Origin of the sequence: Bacillus cereus group sp. BceL062, assembly GCF_051780025.1 — a bacterium.
Lineage (GTDB): Bacteria > Bacillota > Bacilli > Bacillales > Bacillaceae_G > Bacillus_A > Bacillus_A toyonensis.
Genome location: NZ_JBPWGY010000013.1, coordinates 146,292 through 158,906 on the forward strand (window position 1 = coordinate 146,292; position 12,615 = coordinate 158,906).

Genomic DNA, 12,615 nt, shown 5'->3' on the forward strand with positions numbered 1-12,615 from the left:
ATCACTCCCATTCAATAATGCAGTGCGTTCCATAAGCAACATACTTATTAATAACTTCTTTTGCATATTCTTCCGATAAGTTACCACCGTATTCGGTTAAAATGGATTTAGGAAGTGTGACAATTAGGACACCATTTCGGTAGAATGCTTTTCCATCCCAATTACCAATGTCCCAATAACGCTGTCTTCCCTGCACTCTCTCATCAATTGTCTTAGTTGATAGCGATTCAGAAATACCACCACCACGAGTACGTGCATCCATAACAACTACATCTTTAACACTCGTATGCTCTCTTACTTGGACTTTAGCAAGTAGAAGATACATAGGGTTTGACTGCTGAATGCTTCTCCACTCTTCTCTACTGAAACAGTGACGGATTGAGTTTCCGTTTTCAGAATTAGGAACAATGTAAATATGGATAAGCTTATTGAGAAGCTTTGAAGATGGAACTTTCTTGTACTCTACCTTTTGAACACCATTCACATAAGTTGTCATCGGAAGAGTTGAGTAATGTCCTACTGATGGGTTGAGGTCTAAATGAAGGAATGTTCGAAGTGTTTCACTATAGAAGCCCTTGTATTCGTAGAAGTTATCAAAATAAGAATACTTAGCAAATAAATCATCTTTAAACGAAATGTTTTCTCTTAAGAAGAAGATTCCGTTTTGGATATCATAATCATTTGCTGCTAGCTCTTTGTTTTCGAAATAACCATAGTCTGCATATACAGGCCCAACCGGTTCAAATTTAAAGACTACTTTTCCTTTTTCATAATCGATTCGATAATTTGTAGCAGGAATTGTATTAGCGGATGTTGCCTTACCTTTAGTTGTTTTTAGAACTGGCACCGGTTGGATTAACCAATTTTCTTTTGAACCATACATAATTACTTCTTTCGTAACCGGATCGATACGCTTATTTTCCAATAAGTCGTTAGACATTTTTGTATTTTTATAGATTCGCTTATACAGGCGGAAGTTACGATGTTCATAAGTAGCATACACTTTACCAGTAATATTTCTACCTGGGAAGAAAACAGTGCCCTCGTCATGATTAATCTCGAATGGATACTCTTCGAAAATCTCCACGATGTTGCCATTGTTTGCAGCATCTATAAAGATGTGAACCCTATCGTTACGAATCCAGTCTTTTTGTTTAGCTCGGAACAATGTTCCTGCAGAATTCGCTAAGCCCTCAACTAAAAGCTGTTCTTTTTCTACAGAGCCTTGGCTTACATACAGATTATTGTGAGGTACTTTTACTGTAGAAGGAGTAATGTATTCCATCTCGTTCTCTACTGTCATAATTCCGATAGAAGGATTAAAAATTTGAGAAGCGTATTCGTTGACTTGATACTTCTCTTTTTTCATAACTCGTTCTTTGTATTGATTCATTACAGCAAGATTATTACTAGCATGCATCTCTGACCACTCTTTATATCCAAGGTCATCCTTAATGAATTGTCCGTTATGAATTCTTAAATACCAGTTCTCTTTAGCATCCTTTGTTTGAGGAAGTTCACTATAGATACGACGGTCATCAATTAACTTCAATCCAAAGTTTCGCTTAGAAGCTCTTATTGTTTCAAATCCAGTTTCAGCATGAAGAACAAAACTTGGTTTGTCTGTTGCCCAAAAAATGTCTTTATGGCCAATAACAAGATCTCCACTGTAGAACCATTCCATGCCTGTTTTACGGTCAAACAGTTTTAGGTTAACTAAATTGTTTTCCTCTAAGTTTTCTGAACCAAGTGAAATCTTGTAGAAAATTTTGTTCTTGTCATACCACTCTTTCCCACTTGGTACTGGAGGAAGCAGCGTATGTAAGTAGCCTAGATTCTTTAATCCTTCTGTTTTACGAATTGATTTAGAATAAGCAACTGGTGGTCCATACATTCGCTCATAACGACCAAACTCTAGTCCTGTTCCTGGGTCTACTCCGAAGGAAATCCACTGATGAATAAATGGCATAATCGTATATGTGAATGGAATTTCCGGTGTAGCTCTAGTGATGTCTGCATTTTCAAAGCCTTCTGCTTCAATATCAATCGTTGTAGCATTCGGTTTAATACTGAATACATAGAGCGTTTTCTCTCCTTCATTCTGTGCAACACCTCTAACTGCTCCGATTGTATCTAATGTAACATCATCAAAGCTTGCTTTACCGAAACCATTTCCATCCACAAAACCTAAACGAATCTTAATTTTTTGGGGTTTATCGATGTGGAAATTCGTTACTAACTTAACCCAATCTTTTTTCCCTGTAATAGAAATAGAAGAAGAAATTTTTTCACCCTGTAAGTTATAAATACCGATTTTAACACCATCTGTTGTAATCCCTCGTACTTGATCAATTGTTGCCCATGCAGTCACCTTGTAATCATCAATAGATAAATAGATATCTTCACTTTCCCAAAAGGCATGAGCTCCTGTTGTTCCGTTTGATGAGTCTAAGGATACCTGACGAACACCGAATAAACTTTTTGTGGAATCATGTGTGAATGTAACTGTTTGACCAGCTAACTTCTTTGTATTCCATGAAGGGATTGCATTTACTGTATCAGTTGTCCAAGAAGTAATAGGCTGTCCACCTGAATCTACTTGACCACTTTCAAATCCACTGTTGTTAATTGGAATTGATTTATCACCATCTACAGCATGTTCATACACTCCTGTAGCATTATAGAACCAAGGTTTGCAGTAGATTTTCACGTATTCTTTACAGTTCTTATATAGGATTTTTTTTGCGACAATTTGATTTGCATTGTAATCACTTCTGTCATTAATATAAACATCCGTATTGTTCACTTTGTATTCCTGAGCAAATAAATTATCTCGGTGATATACGAAGTCATTTCTCCAAGGAGTAAACACCCATTGTTCTTCTGAATGATAAAGGATTGAGTTTAAAACAAGGTTTACACTTTCTTTTTGGTTGTGGTAAAATGCTCTGAATATTCCACAGTTAGAAACAAGAACAGTACCTTTATCAAACATTGTTTTCTTAATAATTGAAGGGCCACCATTTAAGTGTTTTACAATTGTATCCCACTGGGTACTTTCCTCATCTTGTCCAAATAGGATAGCCGGAGAAATGTCCGCATAGCCTAAAGCTCCAACGTTTTGAATTGGTAGCAAGCGACTAATGTATGGAGAGTCTTTTTTAATTTCCTTAACTCCAAATTCATTGCTACTTGACGAAAACCCGATATCAGAAATAAATGTATTCCCTTTGCTCGTTTTGAAATCAAGAATATTAATCCCACTACCAGCATTATCTATCCAAATCGTACCGCCATTTTTTAAGTAATGCTCAAACTTGTCTTTAAACATAGATAAGTCGGCTTTACCGTAACCAGTTATAACGAGTAAATCATAATCCTCATAATGGTGATCTGGCATATCAAGGTTAACTGCCCAATATCGAACATCTTTTTTCAAGAGATCTACTTCTGTTGGATGCGGATTTTGTAATTCTATATATTTTGGAAGCGACAGGTGCTCATTGATTGTTTTACCAATAGAAGATAAATTTTCAACATTAATTACCGATTGAACAAAACTAAATCCAATGTTCATCTTACCTGGGTTTGTTTCACTTAATTTGGTTTTCAATTTTGCTTCGACGCGATGTTTAAATAGTTGAGGTGTTCGTGTTTGATAGTTTGCAATCATAACATCAGATGTTGCATAGAAAGAAAAATCATTCCCCTTCTCCTCAATTGCATAGACTTTCAAATGTTTGTATTTATCCGGATTTGATTCCATTTCAGAGACAGTATCTTTAAATTTGTCCATTGTTACTTGTTCGAAGAATGGATATGCGTTTAGGACTTCTTCCTTTAATTCGCTCTCTTTACTGTCATTTTTGTAATTAGGATAGACTACTTTGTATGTAACATCTTTGTTGTTACGGAAATTTGTAAATACAACAATACGGTATACAAAGTTGTCTTCACGAATTAATTGAACCTTAAACACTTCACTGTCCTGTAACGGTCCACTGTTTGCTTCTATGCGTATACTATTACCTACATAAATTAAGTCATTTCTTTTGTCTATCACAACTTCTTCTAAGGGTATAGCCTCTTGTTCAGTCTCAGAAGAGAAGCCGCCTAGATAAGGAATAACTTGAGCAGTTCTTGCATCGAAACGCCCTTTCAACTCCATTTGATAGAATACCGGTTTTGGAGTATCTTGACGATTTTTACGAATAGTAAATTCATCCGTTACATAGACTGCATCAGTAGGAAAAATAGCTTGTCCGGATTCAGTTTCTAATAAGAAATTATGATTTGGATAAACCATATAATCTCTTTCTATGAAATTAGATAATCCGTTTTCTTGAATTTGAGAAGAAACATCCTCTAATAAGATGTTCTCCTCGGGTGATACAGATTTTGATTGTACATATGCAAGGTTTGCACTATTCTTAGGAACCTTATTACCAATACGAATAGCGTATCCTCGGTTTCTATGACCGCTGCGAACAAGATCTTTATGAGGTTGCATCTGCATGTTTTGTATCCTCCCATTCTTTTAACTTGTTTAAGATAACAATCAATTCATTATCTTTCTGATTCGTTTCTAGGACTAAAATCTCGTCCATTGTAACGCGACCGTCTTGGTTAAAATCTAAAATAGTGAAAAGCTCCTCATCTTCATATCTCTCTACTCCCTCATACATAAGGAGGTAGTTAATGATTTTTGTTTTTGTAGTTAATAAATTCTTTTCATCTTGAGTTAATTGAACTTTATCTGGCTTTGAAACAGGACTCAACAGCATCTTATAGCAAACACCAATATTGTTATCTTTGTCTGTAATCCAAATATAATCCTCTATAATCTCATCTGTACGCTTCGCTTGGATATATGGAGCATGGTATTGATATAGATACTGTCCCGAACGTTTTTGTGCCTCAACTGCATCCCTTGAGATATGTCTAGAAATGAATCCTTTAGAAGCAATAATTTCTAGATTAGAGTGAGATAAAAAGTTTCCTTCATAATCAAGCGGTTCAATAATAAGTGTTGAGAAACTTGCTCCATCTGCATGTAATCGATCTGGTGTAGCTGTGATTCTAAAGCTATCTGTCTTATTTATTGTATTCGTAATATATAAGAACCCTTCATGATTTTGATTTTGAATTGGATTCATATCAATCATTGTTGCTAGTTTCCTCGGTTCACCATAACGGTTTCCTTCTTGATACACAATTCTTTTCCCACCATCGTGTTTAGCGAAATCAATTCGATAACCATCAACAGCTTTGATATTGTAATCAACTGTGTAGGTATCGTTTACTTGATACATTGCATAGAGGGTTTTGTTTTTTAATACTGCCTTTCTATTTGTGTGGAAGGAGAAATAAAACCTCTTACCATCTATTCTGTAAGGCTCACCTATTTTTTCTCCATCCTCTGTACGGATAGCAATATCTCTAAATTTCTCATCAAGGTTATTATACGCAACCTCAACGTAATCACTTTTGCCGTCATACTTGAATGGTTCTTGATTCCACGTTTGATATGCTCCTGTTTCATGATTAAAGAATGAAACTTTTTGCAACGTGTCTCCATTTTCTTTTTGAACCAGGATCGGTGAATGATCAATTGGCGCTACAGGGATTTCAGACCAAGTAACATTCTGGCCACTAATTCCTCCATCAAATAAAGATTGCATAACTGCAAAAGGTAGCTGCGTTTTAATATTAGAAGCATTTGGTAATTTGTTATTGAACAGTGCCCACTCTTCTAAGATAACTTCTTCCTGAATAGGTGTTTCTTCATTTGCAAAAATCAATTCTTGAGGAGTTGTAAGTAGAAGCCCTGTATTTAAAGCTTTCGCATTTTCACCATTAATAGTTAACTCAATACCTTCATCATTCCAACTACAAAGGAATTCATATGACGTACTTCTTTCGAGTGTTTTAGGGATAGTAATTGAACTTGCACCAACAGTATAGGATAAATTAGTTCCACGTACTGCAAGAGATAGTTCATTTGTATCTGAGCGGAAAAGAGTTTGGTCTTTATCGATACGGTTTTTTGTAGTTAATTTTAAATAGATACTCCCTGCTTTTTTATCAAACAAGCTCTTTACTGGAAACTTTAATGATGACCCCTTGCGAACTACTGAATCATTAATACTAGAATTCGGTATATACGGTGTAGAATCAACTCGGTCTTCTAATTGATGTTTTCCTACAATAAGAATTTCATCTGTTTGGAATACTAGGGTAATTGTTTGCGGGGTTAATAAATTAAAAGATTGCGAGATATAAGACAAATCTCCTTGTGAGATGTCAATCTGTTTTAAAATTGTCTCCCCGGATTTAATTAAGCACTCACCATTTCCTTGAGCATTGAATGAAAGTGTATGGTCTTTTGCAAGTAAAGAAATAGATTGAGAGAACGTTGCTTTCTTAGTAGTAGAGCCTAAGAGCTTTATGTACTCGTGATCTCCTATTTTAATCGTTTTAACCTCTACTCCCCCACTGTCTGCATTACTTTTCCATGCAGTAGATTGTGGTTCTTGTATTTCACAAGAATAAAAGATTTCTCCTACTTCACCACATACACGAACTTGGCCATTTACAAATAAAGCAGATTCAAATTTAAATACCGTTTTATTGTTTAGTTCAACTGTAAAATGAGATCCATTAGAAGAGATTGTTAAAATGTTAGAATTCAAAATATTATCCTTTACATCTACGACTCCATAAATCTTCTCAGAATCTTTTACAATTCCGCCTATATGTAACTTGTTTTCTTTATCTAAAGAAGTAAATAAATAGTTTCCATCACTTAAATATTTAGGAATTAATGCTACCTTTTCCATTGGCTTGGAAAACGACAATATTACTTTACTATCTTCATAGAGTTCATTTGAAATAGAAACATACCCTGCACTTTGGAACGTAATCGCGTTTGGAATTGTAGCGTGTTTAATAATTGTTCCCGGATTAGTGAACATTTCTGCACCACCTTTTTATTGATTTCTTTTGACAATCTAACCTTTACTTCTTATTAATGTCCATAAGAAAAGGAGAGGAATCTCTCCTCTCCCTAACTCATTTAGAATGATGTGGCATTAAAGACTTTAGCCCTTTGCCAATCATCGTTCTCAAATACAGAATCTCTAACTATGTTGCTACTAGCAGGTAATAACATTGCCCCCATTCCAGTTGGCCCCTTAACATAATCGATACCATCAGCTGTCGGCAATTCTTTTTCAGCTAATACTGTTTTTAATGGCTCAGAATATAGATAATGCTCTTGTTCTTTTAGATAGTAGTAACCTTTCTGAATTTCAGGATGCCAATTCTTGCTTGGATCTTTTCCATTCAAGGTACCTACCAAGAACTTCTTACCGTCAATATCTTGGACACTTGTTTCTACCCACAAGTCATTATCCTCTATAATGTAACTAATATTCTTATAAATCCCATCATATCCTTCAAAAGTTTGAGGTGTAGGAAGCTCTAGCTTAAAGTCTTCTGTTGGTGTACAGACCCCATCAAATACTTTCACTTCAGGTGAACGCCATACAATGTCTGTCCCCACCTTTTCAAAATAAGTTGTATCTAGATGAACTTTCACACTATCTACTTCACGACGTTTATAAACAACAACGTACTCTTCCCCTAGTGCAGGCTCTAATACTCCTGCCTGAGATGGAGACCAATCAATATAATTACTCTTTAATTTGAAGTCACCTGTTTTTAAAGTGTCGTTCCAAATGTGATATGTTACACTTCCGTTTTTTTTCTTACAAGAGACAATCTCGATAACATCACTTAAAGGCAGTGGATCCATTCCATTAGCATCTGAACCTCTTACCATTTCAGCTGTAAGAAGTTCAGATGTTCTGTATGTAACTTCAAGAGGAAGATGTTTTCCATTCCAATCGATAGGAACAAAGGATTCATCAATTCTAACTCCATCCTTCTTATGAACAGAATCTTCAATAATAGAAATCTTATAAGGCATCGCATCTTCAAATTCTGCTTCAGGAGCTAATGCTGGCAGAATAATATTTGGAGGTATAATAATTGTATTACCTACTTTTAATTCCTCAATTGAATTATTAGCTGCCCTCAAATCGTGTACGTATATATCATATTTAGAAGCAATACTTTCCCATGTGTCACCATTTGCTACTACATATTCACGATCAAAATCTGAAAGAGTTGAAAGATTAAATTGTGTACGAACAAACTCCCCGCGGATATCATTCGCATTAATTACACCTGTATAAATCTTTTCTTCTGATGCCCAATCTACATACCCTTTTGGAGGAGTATTCGGAACCTTGATACTTATTGGTTCACTTGAAAAGTCTGTAACGTTTAAGCCATGATCTTTATCATAAACTGAGTTATGACTAGATTTCTGTGTATAAACTGTACCGTTCTTAAATAATAGAGAAACATCGTCGTTCTTGGATGTGTTCGGAATTGTGATAAGCTGATCCTTCACCAAGGTTGTATCTTCATTCAGCAGAATGTCCTTATTGCTTCCTTTAATTGCATTTACCGTCGTGTTATACATTTCAGCTACATCATTTAATGTTTGTCCATTAACGACTTTGTGTACTTCGTTTGGCCATCCATTTTTAATGTAATAACGGTACTTGAGATTCGGCAATAAAAATGGTGTAAATGTAGAATCTAACTCTCTTTCGTAAGGTCTTAGATATTGAACCTTCCCTGCACCATATTGATAATGCATAAGGACTCCTGTTTTATCTCCAAATTCCAATTTCCTTTGTATAGCTTTTGCAATTACTTCATCAGATGCAGATGTAGATTTACCAGTTCTAGACCCTTTATTCTCCTCTGATTTAAGGTACAGCATAACATCCGAAGGTCTTCTTGTTTGGTCTGTAAGCTCATATTTTTGCTGAGCAGCAGTAATTTGTTGCTGATTAAATGGAATTTGATTTGAGATACTAGGATATTTGAATGGATAGTCACTAATTTTCTGAAGTGATTTTCTACCTGTACTTAAACCATCTACAGCAGATACATCTTTATTAATTATATTGACTACCTCTTTGTATAAAATATTTTGGTAAACATCTATAAGATCAACTACAGGTGTTCCTCTTGCGGAAGAACGTGTCATTTCTACAGTTAAGAAATATGGCTGAGGAGAGAATTTAATCGCTCGATCTTTTACATTCATTGGATTGTCAATTACTTGAAGAAGATTTCGAGGATCCTTCTGATTTGTTCTTGTTTTAGAGAAAATATAAGTTATCTTGGTATTACTTGCATCCTTTGGGGAGAATGCTTGTGTATCCCAACTTAATAGCGCAGTTGTCTTACTAAAGTCGAACTTACTTCCTTCATTAATTGGGCCTAACGTTACACTATGGTTTGTGGCCCCACGTTTTAACCGAAGACGCTTTGTGTTTTGACGATAAGGTGCTGTTATTGGACCCCAGAATATGTTGTCTCGACTAGAAGAAGAACGAATATTCATTTCAGTACCAGCTGGTTGCTTCTGAATAAAACGTATCTTATCTACATGCTTGAATGACTTTCCAACACTAGTTGCCACCTGTGTCATATCAATTTTAACGGTGTAATCACCATTTTGGTCATATAATCCACTATCTTCCGAACGTAACTCAACCCTATCAATAATAGGGGAAGTTGCATTATCTGAAGATAATAAAATTATTTTTCCTTGAACGTAACGAACGTTTTTGTAAAGCATTACGCTCTGTCCTGTAGATAAATAATTCTGCCCTTGAATAAGTTTTTTGTTTAAAGTAATTGGCTCCCATTTCGACCATGTAGTTTTATTGGCAGAGGTACGAATCTCAATATTAAAATCACTTGTTCTTAATTTACCTCCCACAATGATTGCATCTGCTGTCGTATCAAGTGCTTTAATAATTACTTTGTAATCACCAAAACCGTAAGAGTCAAAAGTAATTTTATCTACCTTATTAGGGTTTGTTAGAGATAATGTATTGATTGACTTTGTTTGCTTCTCTACCCATTGGTATGCTTCTGCTACCAATTCTTCTTTATATAGCTTTGCTTCGACGTTCTGAGTACCCACATTTTGAAGGCGCACATGCACTTCTAAATTATCACCTGTAGCTACAAATTCTACAGGTGTATTAGCATTTCTTGTTTTAATATCTTTTCCTGATACCGTCCATTTCGTTGAATCAATCCGTGTAAATTCCCTGCTGGTTGCTGAGTAAAACGTAGAAGGTAATTGTGCTTGGATTTTTGCATCAATATGATAGCTAAAAGGTTCTTGAGCATCAAATTCTTCTGTTAGATAATCTCCATAAAATGCTTTTAGTCGTCCATACAATGAACTAGAATAAAAGTTTCTCTGGTACTGTGCCAATCTGTGTCACCACCTTAAAAAAATAAGGGGGAGATTTCTCTCTCCCTATCGATATTTTACGTAAAATTGGAATGTGTAAGCGTCAAAACGCATGTAAGAATATGGCCCATACTCTGCTTCAGGATGATAGAATGCAATTCCTTTTATCCACCCATCACGTAAGCCTTCGCCAAATGACTTATTAAGAGAGATCCAATGAGACTCTCCTCGATTAAAGTCTATTCTTTCTATCTTTTGATGATTAAATAAATTTGGTCCATTTTTTGCTGAAGGGAGATCCCATTTACCTGCATAGTTGTGAGCCCACACATGAAGAAAACGACCATCCTGCGGATATCCATGTTGTGTATTTCTTCTACGTATATAAAACTGAACATCTAAGATTTCTTTTCCCTGTAATTTTTGTCTCCAATCATTATGATCAAGGAAGAACAAACATTTATTATTACCCCACCTTGTTCCTTTTTTAACATAAAGACCGTCCTGTTTTTTATTTTCAAGCTCTATCCATTCCCCATGAAACACTTCTCTATCATCGTATTCGTTACGCCATTCAGACGGATTTCTTACAACTCTACCGCTCTGCATTAAAATGACATAATTTGTACGCCATGTTCTGCTTCCTACATCTTTTTGAACCTTCTCTAGAATTGGTCTTGGTTGTGTTTTACCACTAACAGTAGCCCATGATGATGCGCCCGCTCGGTTTACAGCTCTTACTTTTTCAACATATGTTGTATCTGGATTTAACCATTCGTGAGGTGAGTCTAAGTTATTCGTTCTTTGTATAGATGGGTTTGTCCACCACGTAGGTAAATATTCATAATACTCAGCGGTAGGCACAGCATCCCAAACGAAATTTAGTTCGTGTTGTCCAGACCACGCCATACGAGGTTTTGGAGCTGCGGGAGGTTTTAACGGATCAATTTTTATATAATCTAAGATCCAAAACCAATCACTTACATGTCCATTTTTATCAAATACACGAACAGCATAATGGTAAACACCATCTACATTGCCCGTTACATTATGAACATAAGCTGTATTTGGACCGTTGTAAATGTCGTAGTAAGACTGTGTAATCCACTGATTTGATAAATCGTATTGTTGAACACGTAGGTTATAACTTGCTACACCAAGGGGGACGTTATCCACTTTGTAGGGTCTGTAGTAAGACACTGACTTCTCTTTTCTTTTATCCACTGCAGAAACTCGTAAAACATAACGTGTTTCTTTTGAGGAAGAAAGATGTACAAAATTGATGTGATCCATTGGGATATTAATTTTTCTTCCTAATGATTCTACATCTTCTACTCGATAAAATAATGTATAAGTACAAGCCTTATCAGTGAAACCAACCTCTAACTCAACCTTATAATACGAAACATCTTCTGAAAGTTCATTTAAAAAGTTAATCGTACATGTACCTGGTTTAAGATCTGAGGGTTGCCAGCTAACATCAACAGATAAATCCTCTTTACCATTATTATATGCACGTCCACTTTTTACATAAAGCGGTTCAAAACCTCCAAATGTTAAGTACACATTACTTGGTTCTCTTGGTGGAATTCTAATAAGACGGTCAAAGATTGTATATATCTTATGAATGTCTTGAGCCCCTAGACCATCTTCAATAAGTCTTTGAATTTCATCTCGATATGTATCTTCTTTTTTTGCAATTAACCATAGAATACTTTCGAGGTTTTCAAAATCGGTACGACTAGGAACAGTTTCACGAGTAAATAAAGCCAACGCTTTTTCTAAGGCATCGTTTTCTTCTATAGAATCTACCACGTAATCCTCTAATACTGAGGCAGCATTTTCTCTAATCTCCTCAAAGTATTGACGAGTCCCGATGTATTCATATGCGTCTGGTCCATCTCGCCATACAAGTCCATCCTGTAAAAATACAGGTCCAAATTTAAATCTTTTTCTTCCACTAAAAGCAGTGGAGTCGTTAGCAGCTGTTACTTTTACTTCCCATTCATAAGTCTGCTCTAGGTCAAGAACACCCTGATGAGATGTTATGTCTGCTTGTTGATCTGTTCCTGTAGAGAAGGTAATAAGGGCTGTATTAGAGCCCGTTTTATATACCTTTACTTCTGCATTTTTCTGATAATCACCAGAGTTTTCTTTAATGAATGTCCATGAAAAAATCAATGAGGAAGGAACGTCTGGAGAAACGATGGAGTTAAAATTAGGAGATAATCCTTCTGGTCGTTTTGCCATTTACATAACAT

At 35.6% G+C, this 12,615-nt stretch carries 4 protein-coding genes; all 4 read right to left on the reverse strand.

Going from position 1 to position 12,615, the window contains the following annotated elements; all coding sequences use genetic code 11:
- Position 1: 1 nt before the first annotated feature.
- Entirely contained in the window at positions 2-4,516 is a 4,515-nt protein-coding gene (locus ACS2MN_RS25415) for a hypothetical protein (RefSeq protein ID WP_346994586.1), read from the reverse strand.
- Positions 4,497-6,974, reverse strand: a complete 2,478-nt coding sequence (locus ACS2MN_RS25420; RefSeq protein ID WP_098806112.1) for a hypothetical protein — start codon at positions 6,972-6,974, stop codon at positions 4,497-4,499. Before ACS2MN_RS25420 ends, ACS2MN_RS25415 begins: the two co-directional genes overlap by 20 nt.
- 101 nt (positions 6,975-7,075) lie before the next feature.
- Complete coding sequence (locus ACS2MN_RS25425; RefSeq protein ID WP_346994587.1) at positions 7,076-10,375, reverse strand: LysM peptidoglycan-binding domain-containing protein; 3,300 nt, start codon at positions 10,373-10,375, stop codon at positions 7,076-7,078.
- A gap of 45 nt (positions 10,376-10,420) precedes the next feature.
- The gene (locus tag ACS2MN_RS25430) at positions 10,421-12,604 is read right to left on the reverse strand and encodes a hypothetical protein (RefSeq protein WP_098806114.1); all 2,184 of its coding nucleotides are present in this window, start codon (positions 12,602-12,604) and stop codon (positions 10,421-10,423) included.
- Between the last annotated feature and the right edge of the window lie 11 nt (positions 12,605-12,615).

Excerpts from the sequence above, each read along its gene's own strand:
- ACS2MN_RS25415 (WP_346994586.1), bottom strand. The coding sequence starts at position 4,516 with ATGCAGATGCAACCTCATAAAGATCTTGTTCGCAGCGGTCATAGAAAC.
- ACS2MN_RS25420 (WP_098806112.1), bottom strand. The coding sequence starts at position 6,974 with ATGTTCACTAATCCGGGAACAATTATTAAACACGCTACAATTCCAAAC.
- ACS2MN_RS25430 (WP_098806114.1), bottom strand. The coding sequence starts at position 12,604 with ATGGCAAAACGACCAGAAGGATTATCTCCTAATTTTAACTCCATCGTT.